Annotated in this window: 11 protein-coding genes; all 11 read right to left on the bottom strand. The window is 65.4% G+C overall.

Features of this window, described 5'->3' with window-relative positions:
* Positions 1 to 1,011 (bottom strand): phosphate acyltransferase, encoded by a 1,011-nt coding sequence (locus tag B5G02_RS02145; protein ID WP_019239078.1) that lies wholly within the window; start codon positions 1,009 to 1,011, stop codon positions 1 to 3.
* 192 nt (positions 1,012 to 1,203) lie between these two features.
* Positions 1,204 to 1,767 carry a TetR/AcrR family transcriptional regulator gene (locus tag B5G02_RS02140; RefSeq protein ID WP_019239079.1) on the bottom strand — a complete coding sequence of 188 codons (564 nt, stop codon included), beginning with the start codon at positions 1,765 to 1,767 and terminating at the stop codon, positions 1,204 to 1,206.
* A gap of 139 nt (positions 1,768 to 1,906) precedes the next feature.
* Positions 1,907 to 3,973 carry an FUSC family protein gene (locus B5G02_RS02135; RefSeq protein ID WP_094334994.1) on the bottom strand — a complete coding sequence of 689 codons (2,067 nt, stop codon included), beginning with the start codon at positions 3,971 to 3,973 and terminating at the stop codon, positions 1,907 to 1,909.
* Between the two features lie 203 nt (positions 3,974 to 4,176).
* A complete protein-coding gene (gene rpsJ / locus B5G02_RS02130; protein ID WP_094334993.1) occupies positions 4,177 to 4,485 on the bottom strand; it encodes a 30S ribosomal protein S10 in 309 nt (102 codons plus the stop codon).
* 63 nt (positions 4,486 to 4,548) lie between these two features.
* Complete coding sequence (gene fusA / locus B5G02_RS02125) at positions 4,549 to 6,672, bottom strand: elongation factor G (RefSeq protein ID WP_094334992.1); 2,124 nt, start codon at positions 6,670 to 6,672, stop codon at positions 4,549 to 4,551.
* A gap of 18 nt (positions 6,673 to 6,690) precedes the next feature.
* The gene (gene rpsG, locus B5G02_RS02120) at positions 6,691 to 7,164 is read right to left on the bottom strand and encodes a 30S ribosomal protein S7 (protein ID WP_094334991.1); all 474 of its coding nucleotides are present in this window, start codon (positions 7,162 to 7,164) and stop codon (positions 6,691 to 6,693) included.
* A 75-nt stretch (positions 7,165 to 7,239) separates the two neighbouring features.
* Entirely contained in the window at positions 7,240 to 7,617 is a 378-nt protein-coding gene (rpsL, locus tag B5G02_RS02115) for a 30S ribosomal protein S12 (RefSeq protein WP_019239084.1), read from the bottom strand.
* A 311-nt stretch (positions 7,618 to 7,928) separates the two neighbouring features.
* Positions 7,929 to 8,894 (bottom strand): CPBP family intramembrane glutamic endopeptidase, encoded by a 966-nt coding sequence (locus tag B5G02_RS02110; RefSeq protein ID WP_094334990.1) that lies wholly within the window; start codon positions 8,892 to 8,894, stop codon positions 7,929 to 7,931.
* Positions 8,895 to 9,047: 153 nt separating this feature from the next.
* Positions 9,048 to 11,300, bottom strand: coding sequence for an InlB B-repeat-containing protein (locus B5G02_RS02105; RefSeq protein ID WP_094334989.1), 2,253 nt, complete (start codon positions 11,298 to 11,300; stop codon positions 9,048 to 9,050).
* 155 nt (positions 11,301 to 11,455) lie between these two features.
* Positions 11,456 to 15,949 carry a DNA-directed RNA polymerase subunit beta' gene (locus tag B5G02_RS02100; protein WP_206383727.1) on the bottom strand — a complete coding sequence of 1,498 codons (4,494 nt, stop codon included), beginning with the start codon at positions 15,947 to 15,949 and terminating at the stop codon, positions 11,456 to 11,458.
* A gap of 6 nt (positions 15,950 to 15,955) precedes the next feature.
* The gene (locus B5G02_RS02095) at positions 15,956 to 19,456 is read right to left on the bottom strand and encodes a DNA-directed RNA polymerase subunit beta (protein WP_019239090.1); all 3,501 of its coding nucleotides are present in this window, start codon (positions 19,454 to 19,456) and stop codon (positions 15,956 to 15,958) included.
* Positions 19,457 to 20,161: the final 705 nt, after the last annotated feature.

Below are 20,161 nucleotides of genomic sequence, written 5' to 3'. Positions count from 1 at the left end.
CTACTCACCCGCTTCCTGCGCCGCCGCGCGCACGACGAGCATGGCGACGTTGCCGAGCATCTCGTCCACGGGGGCGCTGCGCGAGAAGTCGCACACGGGCTTGGCGAAGCCCTGGAGCACCGGGCCGTAGGCGTTCGCATGGCCGAAGATCTGCACGAGCTTGACGCCGATGTTGCCGGCATGGAGGTTGGGGAAGATGAGGATGTTCGCCCGCCCGGCGACCTCGCTCGGGCGCTTCACCTTGTGCTCCGCCACCGCGGGCATGATGGCGGCATCGAGCTGGAGCTCGCCGTCGCACTTGAGGTCCGGGCGGAGCTCATGCACGCGCTCGACCGCAGCGCGCACCGTCTCGAGCGACTCGTGCTGCGCGCTGCCCATCGTGGAGAACGAGAGGAGCGCGACGCGGGGCTCCCAGCCCAGGAGGGTCGCGGCGGTGTCGGCCGAGGCGATCGCGATGCCCGCGAGCTCCTCGACGCCCGGCTGCACGGTGATGGCGCAGTCGGCGAGGCCGAGGAACTCCCCCTGCGGCCCCTCGAACCCGGGGATCTCGGCGATGCCCAAGCTCGAGGGCGAGGCGACGCCCTCCGCGAGGCCCACGATGCCCATGGCGGCTGCGACGACATCGCCCGTGGGGCACTCCTTGCCCGACGCGACGCCGTCCACGTCGCCGAGCTTGAGCAGGAGCATGGCGCAGAGCAGGTTGTCCTTCGCCCGGCGCGTGCACGCCTTCTGGGAGAAATCGTCGTACGCCGCCGTGTAGCGCTCGACGATGGCGCTCACGACCGCCTCGTCGGCGTTATCGACGTACTCGAAGCCCTCGGTGGAGACGCCCGCCTCCGCGGCGACCGCACGCGATGCGGCGGCGTCGCCCACGAGCACCGGGACGCCGATCTCGGTCTCCACGATGCGCTGCGCCAGGCGCAGCACGTCCGGGCTCTCCACCTCGGAAAGCCCGATGCGGCGCGGCGTCTCCGCCGCCCGCGCGATAATGTCTGACATGAAATCTGCCACGGCTGTCCTCCCCTTGGGTCACGTGCCAAACACGGCGTTTGAACGTGATTCCAAGGTATTTCCGGGAGGGTGGCGGATACAGAGCAGCCCCCGCCGATGTGTTGCGAGGGCTGCGACACTTAGGCGCGGTCTGTGTCACCGTCGCGCGGGGCGGCCAGCGTTGGCCGCCGTGACGCGGCGCACCCGGCACGCTCAGGAGAGCATCTTGCGGATGTTCGCGTAGAACTCCTCCATGACCCCGCACATCTCCTGCGGCGTGAGGTCGGGGCGGCGGTTGAGCCAGTGACTCACGATGCTGAACATGCCCGCCTTGAGGAACTCAAAGAGGAAGTCGCTGTTGGGAAGCGCGGAGAAGCGGGGGCTCAGCGTCACTTGAATGTTGTCGAAGACGAGGTTCGCTGCCTTCGTGGCGAAGGAGGGATCACCGTGGATACCGGTCACCGCGACGATGAACTCGCGAGCCTCGTACAGGATCTCGGCGCGCAAGAGGTCGCCCGCGCTCACCTGCAAGGGTGCTGGGTCGCCCGCCGCGAAGGGCGCGGCATCGAAGCGCGATGTCCGGCGCAGGGACTCGATGAGCTCGTTCTCGGTCTGCTTCACCACCGCGTCGACCGAATCGTAGTACCGATAGAACGTCGAGCGCGACACCTTTGCACGGGCGCACAGGCTCGTGATGCTGATATCGGGAATGTCCGTCGTCTGCATCTCGGCAATCACCGCGTGGCGTATCGCCATGCGCGTCTCGGCCTTGTCCATCGGGTCTCCCCCATCGACTGCGGGCTGCTATTCAGCGCGCACGGAACGCGGAATCGTGTCGGGCGCGCCACCGCCCTAGATTCTGCCAAAACGCGGCGGATTTAGCAAAATGCTCGATTCTATGGGGAGTAGCCTCGCCCTACTTCACCTCGGCGACCTCCTCGCGGTAGCCAGGCCGCCCGGATACGAGCTCGGGCACCTTCGCCGCAGCCGCGGCGAGCGTGTCCGCGCGCTTGAGGTACTGCTCGAGCACGTAGCGCAGATCCTCCTCGGCAATGCCCGCCACGAGCTCCTTCGCCGCATCGAGCGGCCCGTCCACCACGAAGGGGTCGCAGCTCTCCTGCGCCGCCTGCATGAACTGCTCGAGCTTCGGGCACGTATCCGCGCCGAACGCGTGCAGACGGATGAGGAAGCTCAGCTGCTCCATCTCGCACACGAGCCCCCACTGGCAGAAGAGCACACGCACGATGTCCTTGCGCTGCTCGCGCTCCGCGGGCGTGTCCTCGGGCAGCGCCCGCGCGTAGGCCATCGCCTGCGTATGGATCATCTGGATATGGAGCAGCGCCTCGCTCGACGTCACCGCGTCCACGCGCTCATGCAGGGCGAAGCGCAGCAGCCCCCAGTAGCGCGCGATGAGGCCGAACCCCTCGTGCACGTTCGCGAGGAAGAGCGTGCGGTCGCTCGTGGGCATGACGAGGCGGTTGATCACGAACACGAGCAGCACGCCCGCCGCGAGGCAGATGAGGCGCATCCGTATGGCGTAGTGGTCGCCGATGGACATCGAGGCCATCGAGATCGCGTAGGCCGTCCCGAAGAAGGACGTGGGCGCACTCCCCGGCGTGCCCATGAACCGACCCGCGACGAACAGCATGTCCACGACGATGACCGCCGCGAGCGGCAGCTTGAGCATCGAAATGACGTGCACGACCAGGCATCCGAGGACCGTGCCCACGGTACGGGAGCGCATGCGGCGGATGGTCTCGTTCGGGCTGGGCCGCAGGAGCATGAACGAGGTGAGCGGGAACCAGTACAGGTGGTTGACGGGCGAAAGCAGGCTCGTCGTGCACGTGATGGCGAGCACGGCCGCGCAGCGCACCGCGAAGCGCAGCTCGAAGGAGTCGAGGGTGAGGTGCTTGCGGAAGGACATGAGGCGCAGCCTTGTAAGCGGTGAGACGCGCCAGGCGTGGCTCCGGGGATGGCGCGCGTCGCGCAGCACGAGCAGGATCATATGGAGGTAGCTCCGGAAGAACAGGCGGTAGCGCTCGTTGTCGATGGTATCCGCTTTGGCCAAGAGCGCTTGGGCGCGTGCGGCTGCCTCGTCGCCGCCCTTCTTATCCAAGACGCCGCCCGCTTGACGCGTCAGGTCCGCGAGCTCATGCAGGTAGGGCGGGTGCGGACAGGTCGCCTGCTCGCGGCACCCGAGCCGCCCCACGAGGTACGCCGTGCGCTGGGCGAGCATGGCGAACATGTCATAGAGGTTCGCGACGGCGGGCTGGACGCTCGCGTTCTCGCGCACCGTATACGCGAGCTTGGAGTAATCGGAGCGCAGGCTGAGCAGCTCCTTACGCGTGCCAGCGGTAATGCCGACATCCGCCATATGGTCGAGCGCATCGGCCAGGCGCTCGACCATCCCATGCAGCTTGGCCAGGTTCGCGCGGCCAGCCTTGGTCACGATGTTCATGACCGCGATCGCGACCGAAAGCGTCGTGCAGCACGCCACCACGAGCGCAGCCTCGAGCGCCATGTCGTCGAGGAGCTGCGGCCGCAGCTGGAAGAAGACGAAGAGCATCGTATAGGGGATGTAGCGGCGGGGATTGAACTGCGAGGACCGCATGAACACGAACATGAAGGACATCACGATGTTCACCACGATGCTCGTCACCCAATTGAGCGTGGCCACCCGCGCAGCCCCGAGCGCGATGAAACTCATGACGAAGAACCGTAGGTACTGGCTGGGCGGGCTGTACTTGCGATAGCGCATCCTGAAGAGGACGGTGTAGCACGAGACGGGCATCACGTGACGGATGCCGAAGATCGGCACGATCACCCAGAACAGCACGATGAAGAAGATGGAGATGGGGATCACGGAGAAGAGCTTGGCGGGGAGCTTGGGCAGCGCGCCGGTGCGCCATGTCGACCACGCGCTCTCGAGGCGCTCCACCCTCGCCGCGAGCTTGCCGCCCTTGCCCTTGCACCCGTCCGCCACGCTCGCTCACACCTCACATGAAAGGACGCCTTTATACCATCGTACCCAATACGGAAGGGGTTCCCGCGCGCATGTAAAATTACCCCAGGGGTCATTTTACATAGGGCGGCACACCCCCGCTTCCGGTGACCCGAACACAAAAGCCCCCTCGGGCAGCAGGTACCCGAGGGGGCTCTCAAAGCCTTCGAGGCTCTAGGCGATGCTTAGAGCTTGATCTCGATGTCGACGCCGGCGGGGAGATCGAGGCGCATGAGCGAGTCGACGGTGCCGCTCGTGGGGTCGAGGATGTCGATGAGGCGCTTGTGCGTGCGCATCTCGAACTGCTCGCGCGAGTCCTTATCGCCGTGCGGTCCCTTGATGACCGTGTACAGGTTGCGCTCGGTGGGCAGCGGCACGGGGCCGGAGACGCGGGCGCCGGTCTTCTGGGCGGTCTCGACGATGAGCTTCGCCGACTGATCCACGACCTCGTGATCGTAACCCTTGAGGCGGATCCTGATCTTCTGGCTAGACAACGTTACCTCCTTGATGTGCGAGGTCATCCTCGCGATTGATACCTACTCAGCGATCGCGAGTGATTACGCGTTGGCACCAGACTTGCTGATGACCTCGTCGGCGACGGACTTCGGCGCCGGCTCGTAGGAGTCGAACTGCATGGTGTAGGACGCGCGGCCCTGGGTCTGCGAACGCAGGTCGGTCGCGTAGCCGAACATCTCGCCCAGCGGCACCTTGGCGCGGATGACCTTGTTGCCGGAGCGGTCGTCCATGCCCTCGATCTTGCCGCGACGGCCGGAGAGGTTGCCCATGACGTCGCCCATGTACTGCTCGGGGGTCTCGACCTCGACGGCCATGACGGGCTCGAGCAGGATGGGGTCGGACTGACGCAGGGCCTCCTTGATGGCCATGGAGCCGGCGATCTTGAAGGCGGCCTCGGAGGAGTCGACCTCGTGGTAGGAACCGTCGAAGAGCGTCACCTTGACGTCGACCACCGGGTAGCCGGCGATGACGCCCGTCTGCAGCGCCTCCTGGATGCCCTTGTCGATGGAGGGGATGTACTCCTTCGGCACGACGCCGCCCACGATGCCGTTGACGAACTCGTAGCCGAAGCCCTCTTCCATCTTCTCGAGCTTGATGACGGCGTCGCCGTACTGGCCGCGGCCGCCGGACTGGCGGACGAACTTGCCCTGGGCGCGCTCGACGTCGTGACCGGGAGCCTCGCGGTAGGCGACCTGCGGCTTACCGACGTTCGCCTCGACCTTGAACTCGCGGAGCAGACGGTCGACGATGATCTCAAGGTGCAGCTCGCCCATGCCGGCGATGATGGTCTGGCCGGTCTCGTGGTTGGTGCGCACCTGGAAGGTCGGGTCCTCCTCGGCGAGCTTGGTGAGCGCGATGCTCATCTTGTCCTGCTCGGCCTTGGTCTTGGGCTCCACGGCGACGTCGATGACGGGGTCGGGGAACTCCATGGACTCGAGGATGATCTCGTGGCCCTCGGCGCACAGGGTGTCGCCGGTGGTGGTGTTCTTGAGACCCACGGCGGCGAGGATGTCGCCGGTGGAGGCGCCGTCCACGTCAACGCGGTCGTTGGCGTTCATCTCGAGGATGCGGCCGAAGCGCTCGCGCTGGCCGTTCGTGGCGTTCACCACGTAGGAGCCGGCGTCCACGTGACCGGAGTACACGCGGAAGAACGTGAGCTTACCGACGTAGGGGTCGGTCGCGATCTTGAAGGCGAGCGCGCTGAAGGGCTCGTCGTCGCTGGCCTTGCGGGTGTCGGTCTCGCCGGTCTCGGGGTTGGTGCCCTCCACGGGGGGCACGTCGAGCGGGCTCGGGAGGTAGTCGACGACGGCGTCGAGCAGCTCCTGGACGCCTTTGTTCTTGTAGGCGGAGCCCACGAGCACGGGGTTGAGCTCGTTGGCGAGCACGCCGGCGCGGATGGCGGCCTTGAGCTTCTCGGTCGGGATCTCGGCCTCCTCGAGGATCATCTCCATGAGCTCGTCGTCGAAGTTGGCGGCGGCGTCAAGGAGCTCCTCGCGCTTCTCGGCGGCGATGTCCTCGAACTCGGCCGGGATCGCGTCCATGGCCTCGGGGTAGGTCATGCCCTTGTCGTCGGCCTTGAAGTCCCACGCGATCATGGTCACGAGGTCGATGATGCCCCAGAAGTTATCCTCGGCACCCATGGGGACCTGGATGGCCACGGCGTTGGCGTGCAGGCGCTCCTTCATGGTGTCGATCGCATGGAAGAAGTCGGCGCCCACGCGGTCGTACTTGTTGATGAAGGCGATGCGCGGGACGTTGAAGTTGCGGGCCTGGCGCCACACGGTCTCGGACTGGGGCTGCACGCCGGCGACGGCGTCGAACACGGCCACAGCGCCGTCGAGGACGCGGAGCGAGCGCTCGACCTCGGCCGTGAAGTCCACGTGGCCGGGGGTGTCGATGATCTGGATGCGGTAGGCGGGGCCGTTGTTCACGTCGCCGCCCTTGTGCCAGAAGCACGTGGTGGCGGCGGAGGTGATGGTCACGCCGCGCTCCTGCTCCTGGATCATCCAGTCCATGGTGGCAGCGCCCTCGTGCACCTCGCCGATCTTGTGGGTCTTGCCGGTGTAGTACAGGATGCGCTCGGTCGTGGTGGTCTTGCCAGCATCGATGTGCGCCATGATGCCGATGTTGCGGGTATCGGCAAGCTTGTACTTCTTCTTAGCCAATTCGATTCCTCCCCGGAATTACCAGCGGTAGTGGGCGAAGGCGCGGTTGGCCTCGGCCATCTTGAAGAGGTCCTCGCGGCGCTTGATGGAGGCGCCGACGCCGTTGGAGGCGTCGAGGATCTCGTTGGCAAGACGCTCGGCCATGGTCTTCTCCTTGCGGGCACGGCTGAAGTTCACGATCCAGCGGATGGCGAGCTGCGTGGAGCGACGGGAGTTGACCTCGACCGGCACCTGGTAGGTGGCGCCGCCCACACGACGGGGCTTGAGCTCGAGCGTGGGCTTGACGTTCTCCATGGCCTTCTTGAACACGGCGAGGGCGTCCTGACCGGACTTCTCGGCCACCATATCGAAGGCGCTGTAGACGATGCGCTCGGCGGTGGCCTTCTTGCCGTCAAGAAGGACCTTGTTGATGAGCTGCGTCACGAGACGGTTGTTATACACGGCATCCGGCATAACCTCGCGACGATGAGTCTTAGATGCACGACGCGGCATGATAAATCTCCTCTAGCGTGGATTTCGATCGCGCTTCCCGCGCGTGGCGGGCGGCGCGCAAGCGATTCAGGTCAGTTACTTCTTCTTCGGGCGCTTGGCACCGTAGCGCGAGCGGGACTGCATGCGGTTGTTCACCGCTGCGCAGTCGTAGGCGCCACGGATGATCTTGTAACGCACGCCAGGGAGGTCGCGCACGCGGCCGCCACGCACGAGCACGATGGAGTGCTCCTGCAGGTTGTGACCCTCACCGGGGATGTAGGCCGTGACCTCGATACCGTTGACCAGGCGAACACGGGCCACCTTACGAAGAGCCGAGTTCGGCTTCTTAGGGGAGGTGGTGAACACACGGGTGCACACGCCGCGCTTCTGCGGGTTGTGCTGAAGAGCCGCGTTCTTGGACTTCGCGGGCTTGGACTTGCGGCCGTGAAGGACCAGCTGGTTAATTGTAGGCAAAGCGTACTCCTTCTTCTGATGATTCCAGCTCTATACTTGGTGCAACGGCTTGAATCGAGGCGTCAGCATCCACCTTCGAAACACGCAGGATTGAACTTTACGCGCGCGTACCGGGGATGTCAACACACCACGCGCCCGGGCGTTTCCCTATTTTTTCCGATTAGCGCAGAATCTCCACATGAGTCATTGGGGACGGGTTCGTTTGACTCGGTGAGTCATCGGGGACGGGTTCAAATGACTCACTGAGTCAAACAAGCACGTCCCCAGTGACTCGCTGAGTCAATTGAACCCGTCCCCAATGACTCAATGGCTCAGCTGCGGGGGTAGTGCACGCCGCGGTCGCGCAGGGAGAGGACGGCCACGATGACGAGCACCACGCCCAGACCGACCTCGAACCAATAGGGCATCCAGGGAACGACGGCGTAGAGCAGTTCCTGCCCCATCGTCCCCATGAAGTTGTACACCGCATGCAGCAGCATCACGGGCACGATCGAGCCGCTCGCGTGCGCCGCGTAGCCCATGAAGAGGCCGAGCACACAGGTGTAGATGCCCTGGGTGAGGTTCATATGGAAGATGCCGAACGCGACCGCCTGCAGGACGTTGGCCACCGCGAACGGCACGCCCGCCCGCTTGAGGTACGTGAGCCCCAGACCACGGAAGCCTGTCTCCTCCACGATTGGCGGCAGCACGACGGTCGCGAGGAACCACGCGATACCGTACTCCGAGACGCCGGACGCATCGATCATCGACCGATACTCTTCCATAGCGGCAGGGAACAGCAAAAGCACGAGCGTCATGAGGAGCGTCGTCACGAACTGCATCCCCAAAGCCAGAAGCACCGTGTCGAACCATACGGCTCGGGGCACGCCGCGCACGCGGAACGACACCTGCGCGGGCGGCTCGGGTGTGGGCGACGCGAAACCAAGCTGGGTGGCGTGCACAGGCGCAGCCGCGTCCGCAATCGGCTCCCCTACCGCCCCCGCGTCCGGCGCGGCGCCCTCCACCCGGTGCCCCCGCCGGCACATACCGAGCACCCAGGCGAACACGACGATGCCGAACAGCAGGTACACCACCGCCGAGAAGACGTTCGGGTTACTCGAGAGATAGGTAAACGCCGCAGCGTATGCCTCGTACCCACCCCATTGGATCGAGACGGTCTCGACAAAGTCGAGCACCGCAGCGCTCAGCAGGGTGGGCAGCTCGATCATCATGATGAACACCACGAGCGCGAGCACGAAGCTCCTGATGCGGTACCCCGCTGTCGATCGGACGGACATACGGCCTCCCTCGCTCGCGTGCCTCATTCGATGGTACCACGGTACCCAGCGCGCAGCGCCATATGCACGGCAACGCAGGTGGGGCCGAACCCTTCGATTCGACCCCACCTGAACCTATATCACATCCCGCTCAGAGAGACGCCACCGCGACGCTTATCCGCGCTTGCGACTCACTACCGCGCCCGCGCCCAGAGCGGTCATGCCCGCCGCAGCGAAAGCGCCCATCGCGAGCACGCTCAGATCTCCCGTCTGCTCGAGCGTGCCGCCGGAAGGCTGATCGGCCGTGGAATTTCCATCTGACGGCTGGCCGGAAATCCGCTCCCACTTGGCATAGAGCGTAAGATCCGCCGTGACCGGGGTGGTGAAATCGTAGGCCTCCTCGGCATACGCACCGTTCTCGAGCTCGTACCAACCCAGAAAACGATACCCTGCGCACACGGGATCCTGGGGCTTGGCCACCGTCTGGCCGTTGGGAACCTCGGCGGAAGCGTTCTCGGTGTTCTCGAGGCAGTCATCGAACGTAACCGTGTGGGTGACCTGCTCAACCGGTTTGCTGGCACCTTGACTGTCGGCGAAATCCTGGGCAGCCTTCTCGTTCTGGAAGAGCCAGGTATGCCCATCGTCGTCAACGACCTTGTAGCTGCCGCCGTTTGCAAGCGCGTCGGCTTCCGTCGGATACACGTCGCAGGTGCCATCCTCATGCACCACAACCGCCGCATTCCCCGTAAGGTATCCCTTGATGCTCGCATCGGAGAACGATCCGCCCGAGACCGCGATGGTCACGGGAGTTTTATCGGGGCGCGCCGGATCCACCAGCTCCTCAAGCGCACTCCCCTTGTCGCTCGTGAAGGAACCACCTTGGATGTCGACCTTGATCGGACGGTCGTCGTAACCCCCATCTACGTAAATCGCCGCACCGGTCTCGGCGATACCGCCGGACGCGGGGATGTCCGTGGGATCCTTTTCTCCCTTGGCATGGATGGCGCTATTTCCGCTCACGACGAGCGTACCGCCCTTGATACCGATACCCGTACCAGCGGTGATCTGCGTGTCGTGCACGGTAAGGGTGCTGTCGGCGGCCGGGAAATAGATACCCATCACGTCGTCGGGCACGGTAAGCGTGCACCCGTCGAGCGTAACGGCGTTCTTCGTATTGAGGCCGTAGACCTGGATTCCCGCACCGCCGCTCTTCTGCATCGTGAGATTGACGCCCTTGAGCGAAAGGCTGGCGTTATCCATCCCGTTCGGGGCGGCAACCATGACGATGGTCGCGTTCTCCGACGAGGGGGTCGACACGATGTTTCCGTTCGTGATGGTGAGGTTCGCATTCGAGCCAGCGAGGCTCACCACCGCATCCGCATCCGAGGTGACCGTGTGGCCGTTCAAGTCGATCGTGGCGGTGATGCCATCCGCAGAGATCTGCCCGGTCACGTCCTCATACAGTGTCAGCGCATCGCCATCGGAAAGGGCGCCGAGCGCCGTCGAGGCGAGCTGGTAATACTCGACGCTTCCATCGCTCTTCACGATCTTCGCCCCGGCACCTGCTTCGGAATCGAGCGCCGTGACGTACCAAGCCCCATCGCGCTCGACGCACTGCTGGTTCGCGGGAAGAACCGAGGCGATGTCGCTCCCAAACTGGCTGGTGAGCATCGCCCCATCCGGAAGCTCGCCGGTCACACCACCAACTGTGCCGCCCAGGAGCTCAAGGGTTCCCACGCCCGCATGCGCTTTGACGCTTCCCTGTAAAACTGGGGTATCTAGACTGTCCGCTTTGCCGACCGTGAGACCACATGCACCCTTCGGAGTTCCCTGAGTCATATCGACGGCAACGCCGCCACTTGTCGAGACAAGGGTGCCACCCATGATGTTGGCGGTCGCGTTAAGCTGAAGGCTGAGCGGCACAGGAGCGGAAAGTGTTCCGCCCGTCATCTCGAGTCGCGAGCCGGATGTTGTCATGCCAACCGCAGTCCCAGACTCATTGCTCACGGTACCGCTCTCCACGGTTATCTGTTGATTTCGGCCTATACGTGTCTGGATGGTGTAGCTACCGGTTCCCGAGATGGCACCGCCCCCATTCTGGCTACCGTCCCGAATGGCAAGCGTGCTCCCAATCCCCATCCGCATCGAATGCTCGGCCATGTTGACTGTGAATCCATTCAAATCGAGAACGATCGCGGTGTTTGCAGCTAATGTGACATTGTCGGTTGCGGTGATATTGCCCGCGAGCGTGACCGTCAGGGATTCATCCCCCGGTGCGCTCTCCAGCGTATTCACGAACTCATCAAAGCTATTGACTTCAGCCTCCGCCGCATACGCTATACGCGGTGCGATCACGGCAAGCGCTGCGACGAGCGCTGCCATCGCGACAAGCAGCGAACGGCGAGCCCACCGACCCATTCGACCCATAGCCCCTCCTTTAACGCTCAACATCATCTAGATGCAAATTATATGCTCCCCCTTACTGAATTAGTATGGACATTCGCGAGGCAAAAAGAGCCCGCCTCCCTTTCGGGAAGCGGGCTCGCTTGCAAACGGTGCGGCGACGCGCGCCGTCTTTTGGGTTACTCCTCGGAATCACCCTCGTCCGAAGCGTCGTCCGAATCCACGAGCTGGTTCAGCAGCTCGTCGAGCGAGGCCATGTCCTCGTTGATCACACCCGGGGTGCTGCTCGTGGAGGTGTCCGCCGGCGCGCCGATCATCTCCTCGTCGGAGTCGAAGTGGTGGCGCGGGGCGCTCGTGCCCAGCAGGATGTCGTCCGGGCCGTCCGGGCTGAAGACCATCTGCAGCAGCTGCGACAGATCCTCCTCGTCCGCGACGTCCTCGTTGCTGTCGAGGATGAAGAGCAGGTTGTGCTTCTCCAGGCCGTCGCGCAGCTCCTCGATCGCCTTGGCGCCGATGCCGTCGATGCGCAGCAGGTCCTCCTCGCTCTTGCCCACGAGGTCGCCCACGGTCTCGATCCCCACCTCGCTGAACTTGTTCGTCCAGCGCTGCGAGACGCCCAGGTCGTCGAACAGGTAGAGCTTCGCGTCCTCGGCGGAGATGGTGCGGCCGTTGCGGGTGAACGAGCCGTCCGCGCCGCCGAAGTCGTCGTAGCCCGCCCAGTCCGACTGCAGCGGGAGCTGCTCGTCGAGCTCCTTGAGCTCCTCGGGCGCCCAGTCGGGCAGCACCTTGGCCTGCGGCGACGTGGGACCGTCCACCGCGACGTAGCCCTCGGGCGTACGGTAGGTGAGCGTCGCGTTCGCGTACGGCTTGAGGCCGGTGCCCGCGGGGATCTTCTTGCCCACGATGACGTTGGACTTGAGGTCGAGCAGGTGGTCGACCTTGCCCTCGATCGCGGCCTGCGTGAGCACGCCGGCCGTGCGGATGAACGAGGCGGAGCTGAGCCAGGAATCGATGTTCGAGGCGACCTTGAGCGTACCCAGGATCACCGGCTCGGCCACGGGCGGCACGCCGCCCACGCGGGCCACGCGCTCGACCTCGTCGGCGAACTCGTAGCGGTCCACGTACTCGCCGAGCAGGTACTTCGAGTCACCGGGGTTCGTGACGGCAACGCGGCGCAGCATCTGGCGCGCGAGCACCTCGATGTGCTTGTCGTTCAAATCGACGCCCTGGGAGGTGTAGACCTCCTTCACGTTCTGCACGAAGACGTGCATCGTGGACTCGATGTCGGTGAGACGGCGGAGGTTGCGGAAGTTCACGAAGCCGCGCGTGATCTGGTCGCCGGCGCGCACCTCGTGGTCGTAGGCCTCACCCGCGCCGAAGCCGGGCATGAAGCGCACGCCGGAGGTGATCTCCTTGCGGTCGATGACGCGCGTGGGGTCGTCGATGTCCGTGATGGTGATCACGTACTTCGAGCCCTCCGTGCGGATCGAGAGCATGCCGGAGTGCGAGGCGAGCTCCGCCTCGCGACCGAGGATCTTCTCGTTGACGTTGCCGACGATGTCGAACATGCGCGAGACGGTCGGGAGACCCTGCGTGATGTCCTCGACGCCCGCGACGCCGCCGGAGTGAATGGTACGCATCGTGAGCTGCGTACCGGGCTCGCCGATGGACTGCGCGGCGATGATGCCCACCGCGGTGCCGATGGCGACGGGGCGGCGGGTGGAGAGGTCCCAGCCGTAGCACTTCTGGCACACGCCGTACTTGGAGCGGCAGGTGAGCAGCGCGCGCAGCTTCACCGAGGTGAGGCCGGCGTCGAGCATCTTCTGCAGGTCGGCGGCGCTCTCGATGTAGCCGTCCTTGTGGAAGAGCACGGTTCCGTCGGGCGCCACGACGTCCTCCACGAAGCAGCGACCCACGAGGTCGGTGTTGAGCTGCGGCTCGTCGCCCTCGTTCTGGGTGATGGCGAGCTGGTAGGTCACGCCCTCGGTCGTGCCGCAGTCCTCCTCGCGCACGATGACGTCCTGCGCCACGTCGACGAGGCGGCGGGTGAGGTAACCGGAGTCGGAGGTATGCGACGCGGTGTCGACGAGGCCCTTACGGGCGCCGTAGGTCGAGATGAAGTACTCGAGCGGCAGCAGGCCCTCGCGGAAGTTCGCCTTGATGGGAAGGTCGATCGTGTCGCCGGACATGTCGGCCATGAGGCCGCGCATGCCGCCGAGCTGGCGCAGCTGGGTCTTGGAACCACGGGCGCCCGAGTCGGCCATCATGTAGAGCGGGTTCTCCTCGTCGAACATGTCGAGCATGAGCTGCGACACCTTGTCGGTCGCCGCCGTCCAGGCGTTGACGACCTCGTTGTGGCGCTCCTGCTCGGTGACGTAGCCCTCCTCGAAGTTGGCGTTGATCTGGTCGACGTCGGCCTGGGTCTTCGCGAGGATCTCCGGCTTCTCGTCCGGGATGAGCGCGTCCCACACGGAGAGCGTGAGGCCGGCGCGCGTGGCGTAGTGGAAGCCGGTGTACTTGATGTTGTCGAGGATCTCGGCGACCTTGGCCTGCTCGTAGCGGTCGCAGCAGTCGCTCGTGAGGCGGCTCACGTCGCCCTTGACCATCTTGTAGTTGATGAACTCGTAGTCGTGCGGCAGGCACTGGCGGTTGAAGATGATGCGGCCGATGGTCGTCTCGAAGCGCGCGGTCTTGGAACCGGTCACGTCGAGGTCGAGATACTCGCCGCCGTTGTTCACGCGGAACGTGAGCGTGCCGTCCTCGTTCACCACGTTGGCGTCGGCCGCGCTCACGCGCACCTGGATCTTGGCCTGGAGGTCGATCTCGGCGCGGGCGTCGTAGGCGTTGAGGGCATCATCGAAGCTGGCGAAGACGTGGCCCTCGCCGGTGAGGCCGTCGCGCTCCTGCGTGAGGTAGTACACGCCGATGATCATGTCCTGGCGCGGGGTGTTCACGGGCTTGCCGGACGCCGGCGAGCGCAGGTTGTTCGAGGAGAGCATGAGCACGCGCGCCTCGGCCTGGGCCTGGTAGGACAGCGGCACGTGCACCGACATCTGGTCGCCGTCGAAGTCCGCGTTGAAGGGCTCGCAGACGAGCGGATGCAGGTGGATGGCCTTGCCCTCGACGAGCACGGGCTCGAACGCCTGGATGGAGAGGCGGTGCAGGGTAGGTGCGCGGTTGAGCAGCACGAGGCGGCCGTCGATGACCTCCTCGAGGATGTCCCACACGTAGCTCGCGTTGCGCTCGATGGCGCGCTTGGCGCCCTTGATGTTCTCCACCTTGCCGAGCTCCACGAGGCGCTTCATGACGAAGGGCTTGAAGAGCTCGAGCGCCATGGTCTTGGGCAGGCCGCACTGGTGCAGCTTGAGCTTCGGGTCGGTGACGATGACCGAACGGCCGGAGTAGTCCACGCGCTTACCGAGCAGGTTCTGGCGGAAGCGGCCCTGCTTGCCCTTGAGGGCCTCGGCGAGCGACTTGAGCGGGCGGCCGCCGCGGCCGGACACCGGGCGCCCACGGCGACCGTTGTCGAACAGCGCGTCCACGGCCTCCTGCAGCATGCGCTTCTCGTTGTTCACGATGATCGCGGGCGCGTCGAGGTCGAGCAGGCGCTTCAGGCGGTTGTTGCGGTTGATGACGCGACGGTACAGGTCGTTCAGGTCGGACGCGGCGAAGCGGCCGCCGTCGAGCTGCACCATGGGGCGCAGATCCGGCGGGATCACGGGGATCACGTCGAGGATCATGTTCGCGGGGTCGTTACCGCCCTTCAGGAAGGCGTCGACGATCACGAGGCGCTTCACGGCCTTGTCGCGCTTCTGCTTCTGGCCGTCCTCGTCGGCGATGATGGCCTTGAGCTGCTCGGCCTCGGCCTCGAGGTCGACGGCGCGCAGCAGCTCGCGGACGGCCTCGGCGCCCATGTCGCCCGAGAAGTACATGCTGTAGTAGCGCTTCATCTCGCGGAAGAGCGGCTCGTCGGAGATGAGCTCGCGCTCGGTGAGCTTCATGAAGGCCTCGAAGGCGTCCGTGCGGAGCTGCTTCTCGTCCTTCGTCTCCTCCTCGATGTCGATGATGCCGGCGGCGATCTCCTCCTGCGTGAGGGGCTCCTCGTCGCTGAACTCATCGAAGTTCTCGGGGTTGCCCTGCTCCTTCAGGCTCTCGATCTGGCGGGCGCACTCGGCGTCGAGCTCCTCGAGGTCGGCGGCGAGCTCCTCGCGCAGGTCATCGGCGTCGGCCTCGCGGGCCTCGTAGTCGACGTGCGTGATGATGTAGCTCGCGAAGTAGAGGACCTTCTCCAGATCCTTCGTCTTGAGGTCGAGCAGGCGGCTCATGGGCGAGATCGACGCGCTCTTGAAGAACCAGATGTGGCTCACGGGCGCGGCGAGCTCGATGTGGCCCATGCGCTCGCGGCGCACCTTGGAGGTGGTCACCTCCACGCCGCAGCGCTCGCAGGTGATGCCCTTGAAGCGGATGCCCTTGTACTTGCCGCAAGCGCACTCCCAGTCCTTCGCGGGACCGAAGATCTTCTCGCAGAACAGGCCGTCCTTCTCGGGCTTGAGGGTACGGTAGTTGATGGTCTCGGGCTTCTTGACCTCGCCATGGGACCACGAGCGGATCTGCTCGGCGCTGGCAAGCGAGATCTTCACCGCATCGAAATCGGTAGCTTCGAAATCTGCCACAGTCACTTACTCCTTATCTGCGGTCGCGGCGGCAAAGTCGTCGATGAGCGAGTCCACGGCGTCGAGCGCGTCGTCGTCGAGCTCGGGGACGTCGCTGAACGGGTCGAAGGCGTCCTGCTCGGCGTCCTCGTCCGCCTGCTCGGCGGCCGCGGGCTCCGCCTCGTGGAGCGGCTCGATGTCGAGCGCGAGCGAGCGGATCTCCTTCACGAGCACCTTGAAGGACTCGGGCAGGCCGGCCTGCGGGATGTTCTCGCCCTTCACGATGGACTCGTAGGCCTTCACGCGGCCGACGGTATCGTCGGACTTGACGGTGAGGATCTCCTGCAGCACGTTGGCGGCGCCGTACGCGTAGAGCGCCCACACTTCCATCTCACCGAAGCGCTGGCCGCCGAACTGCGCCTTGCCGCCGAGCGGCTGCTGGGTGACGAGGCTGTAGGGGCCGGTCGAGCGCGCATGGATCTTGTCGTCGACCATGTGGCCGAGCTTCAGGATGTAGGACGTGCCCACAGTGATGGGCTCGCGGAACTCCTCGCCGGAGCGGCCGTCGTAGAGCGTGGTCTTGCCGGAGGCGTCGAGCTGCGTCACGAACTCGGGACGCATGTGCTCGCCGTAGCGCTCCTTCGCCAGATTCACGAGGTTCTTGTTGGCACGGCGGATGACCTCGGCGATCTCGTCCTCCTTGGCGCCGTCGAAGACGGGCGTGGAGACGAACACCGGGCCGGGCACGTACTTGTCGGAGTCGGCGTCGTCCGGATCCCAGCCGGAGGCGGCGGCCCAGCCGAGGTGGCACTCGAGCAGCTGGCCCACGTTCATACGCGAAGGCACGCCGAGCGGGTTCAGGATGACGTCCACCGGGGTGCCGTCGGCCATGTAGGGCATGTCCTCGATCGGGAGAATCTCGGAGATGACGCCCTTGTTGCCGTGGCGGCCGGCGATCTTGTCGCCCTGCTGGATCTTGCGGCGCTGCGCCACGTAGACGCGCACCTGCTCGTTCACGCCGGGAGCGAGGTCGTCGTCGGCGTCGCGGCTGAAGCGCACGACGTCGATGACGCGGCCGTAGGCGCCGTGGGGCATCTTGAGCGAGGTGTCGCGCACGTCGTGGGCCTTCGCGCCGAAGATGGCCTTGAGCAGGCGCTCCTCGGCGGTCTGGGTGCTCTCGCCCTTGGGCGTAACCTTGCCGACGAGGATGTCGCCGGGGCCGACCTCGGCGCCGATGCGGATGATGCCGTCCTCGTCGAGGTTCGCGAGCATGTCCTCCGAGAGGTTCGGCACCTCGCGGGTGATCTCCTCGGGGCCGAGCTTCGTGTCGCGCGCGTCGATCTCGTGGCGCGAGATGCTGATCGTGGTGAGCAGGTCCTCGGAGACCACGCGCTCGGAGACCACGATGGCGTCCTCGTAGTTGTAGCCTTCCCAGCTCATGTAGGCCACGGTGAGGTTCTGGCCGAGAGCGAGCTCGCCGTGGTCGGTGGACGGGCCGTCGGCGATGGGGTCGCCGGCGTGCACCTCGTCGCCCACGCTCACGAGCGGGCGGTGGTTGATGCAGGTGGACTGGTTGGAGCGCTGGTACTTCGGCAGCTTGTACTCGTCCATGCCCTCGGAGCTCTTCACGATGATCTTCGAGGCGTCGGCGAAGATGACCTCGCCGTCGTGGCGGGCGAGCGTGACCTCACCGGAGTCGAGCGCGGCGCGCAGCTCCATGCCCGTGCCCACGTACGGGGCGACCGGGTGGATGAGCGGCACGGCCTGGCGCTGCATGTTCGCGCCCATGAGGGTACGCTTGGCGTCGTCGTGCTCGAGGAACGGGATGAGCGTGGCGGCGACCGAGATCATCTGGCGCGGGCTCACGTCCATGTAGTCCACGGCGTCCACGGGCACGTCGGCCGGCGCGCCGAACGAGCCGTCGAAGTCGCGCGTGCGGGCGACGATGGTGTGCGGGCGCACGAGGTTGCCCTCGGCGTCGGTGGTCACGAACTCGTTCGTCTTGGGGTCGATGGGCGTGTTCGCCGGCGCGATGATGTGGTCCTCTTCCTCATCGGCAGTCATCCAGTCGATGATGTCGGTGACCTTGCCGTTCTCCACGCGGCGGTACGGCGCCTCGATGAAGCCGTACTCGTTCACGCGCGCATAGAGGGCCAGTCGGCCGATGAGGCCGATGTTGGGGCCTTCGGGCGTCTCGATGGGGCACATGCGCGAGTAGTGCGAGTTGTGGACGTCGCGGACCGCGGTCGGGACGTTCGTGCGGCGGCTCGAGCCCGACTTGTGGCCGGCGAGGCCGCCGGGGCCGAGCGCGGAGAGCGTGCGCTTGTGCGAGAGGCCGGTGAGCGGGTTCGACTGATCCATGAACTGCGAGAGCTGGCTCGAGCCGAAGAACTCCTTGATGGCGGCCACGATCGGGCGGATGTTGATGAGCACCTGCGGGGTGATCTCGTCGACATCGTGCGAGCTCATGCGCTCGCGCACCACGCGCTCCATGCGGCTCATGCCGATGCGGAACTGGTTGGCGACGAGCTCGCCCACGGTGCGGACGCGACGGTTGCCGAAGTGGTCGATGTCGTCGGTCTTGAACCCGGGCTCGCCCGCGGCGAGGGCCAGCAGGTAGCGGAGGGTGGCGATGATGTCCTCGTCGGTGAGCACGCGCACGTCCTCGCCGGTGGTGAGGCCGAGCTTCTTGTTCACCTTGTAGCGACCCACGCGCGCCAGGTCGTAGCGCTGCGGGTTGAAGAGCAGGCCCTCGAGGTGCGAGCGGGCGGCCTCGACCGTAGGCGGCTCGCCCGGGCGCAGGCGGCGGTAGGTCTCGATGAGGGCGTCCTCGCGGGTGAGGGCGGTGTCGCGCTCGAGGGAGCGGAGCACCACGTCGGAGTCGCCGAGGAGCTCGATGATCTCGTCATTCGTGACGGCGATGCCGAGGGCGCGCAGGAGCATGGTCGCGGACTGCTTGCGCTTGCGGTCGATGGAGACCACGAGCTGGCTGCGCTTATCGACCTCGAACTCGAGCCAGGCGCCGCGCGCGGGGATGACCTGCGCCTTGAACACGCGGTTCTCGCCGTCCATCTCGGTGGAGTAGTACACGCCGGGCGAGCGGACGAGCTGGGAGACGACGATGCGCTCCGTACCGTTGATGATGAAGGTGCCCTGCTCGGTCATCATGGGGAAGTCGCCCATGAAGACGCGCTGCTCCTTGATCTCGCCGGTCTCCTTGTTCGTAAGACGGACGAGCGTGAAGAGCGAGGCCTGGTAGGTCATGTCCTTCTCGCGGCACTCGTCGACCGTGTAGGCGGGGTCGTTGAACTGGTGGTCGCCGAAGGTGACCTCGAGAACGTGGTTCTGGCTCTGGATGGGGCTCGACTCCTGGAACGCCTCGCGCAGGCCCTCGTCCATGAAGCGCTGGAAGGATTCCTTCTGCACGGAGATGAGGTTGGGCAGCTCGAGAGCCGTCGGGATCTTCCCGAAGTTGAGGCGCGTGCGCTCGGTGCGCGGGACCCCGTGTGATGCGGTTGCGTGTGGCAAGCTCTTTCCTCCTCGCAAGAACGGCTGGGTACGCCCGCCCGGTGCCGGCCCGCGAGCCGGGCGGACGCACCGGTGCGGGCGGTATCGGCATGCCTTCGGCAGGGTACCGAATATCGCAGCCTTTAAGTTTACCAATCGCCTACCGTTTAGCAAGAAAATGCTTGACGCGAGGGCGATTCTGGGCTAGGAGAAAATCTTCTTGCCGAATGCGCTGGTAGAAGGCTTATTACGAACACATGTTCATGTAATTTGGGTGAATGACCCCGATGATAAAATCCAGACAGGCTGGTTTTTATCATTTCACACGTGTGGCCGAGCCGCGGGGGCGGTGACGAGGAGCGAACAGCGGAACGAGCGCGGCCTGCGCGAGGCGGCGATGCCCTCGACGATATGGAAGGACGCGTCGAGCTTGCCAGCGCAGCTATCTCCCACCTGGCCCCCAGCTATCTCCCAGAATATGCAAATCCGGGAGATAAGGCGGCGCAGCGGGGCGCTTATCTCCCGGAATATGCGAATTCGGGAGATACGGCGGCGCCCCGGAGAGGCCTAGGAGATGCGGCCGCGCCCCTACCCTCTCTTGAGCCCGCCGCGGGCGTCCACGGCCTCCCAGAAGCCGGCGGAGAAGCGCGGGTCGGAGGCGGCCATGAGGGCGTTGGTGGCCATCCAGCCCGAGGGCGTGCCCGTGTCGAAGCCGCTGAGCGGGTC

Origin of the sequence: [Collinsella] massiliensis, assembly GCF_002161605.1 — a bacterium.
Classification (GTDB): Bacteria; Actinomycetota; Coriobacteriia; order Coriobacteriales; family Coriobacteriaceae; genus Enorma.
Note: the sequence above shows the minus strand (reverse complement) of the source record. Positions and strands in the feature narration are given on the sequence as shown.

Excerpts from the sequence above, each read along its gene's own strand:
- B5G02_RS02140 (WP_019239079.1), bottom strand. The coding sequence starts at position 1,767 with ATGGACAAGGCCGAGACGCGCATGGCGATACGCCACGCGGTGATTGCC.
- rpsG (WP_094334991.1), bottom strand. The coding sequence starts at position 7,164 with ATGCCGCGTCGTGCATCTAAGACTCATCGTCGCGAGGTTATGCCGGAT.
- B5G02_RS02110 (WP_094334990.1), bottom strand. The coding sequence starts at position 8,894 with ATGTCCGTCCGATCGACAGCGGGGTACCGCATCAGGAGCTTCGTGCTC.
- B5G02_RS02105 (WP_094334989.1), bottom strand. The coding sequence starts at position 11,300 with ATGGGTCGAATGGGTCGGTGGGCTCGCCGTTCGCTGCTTGTCGCGATG.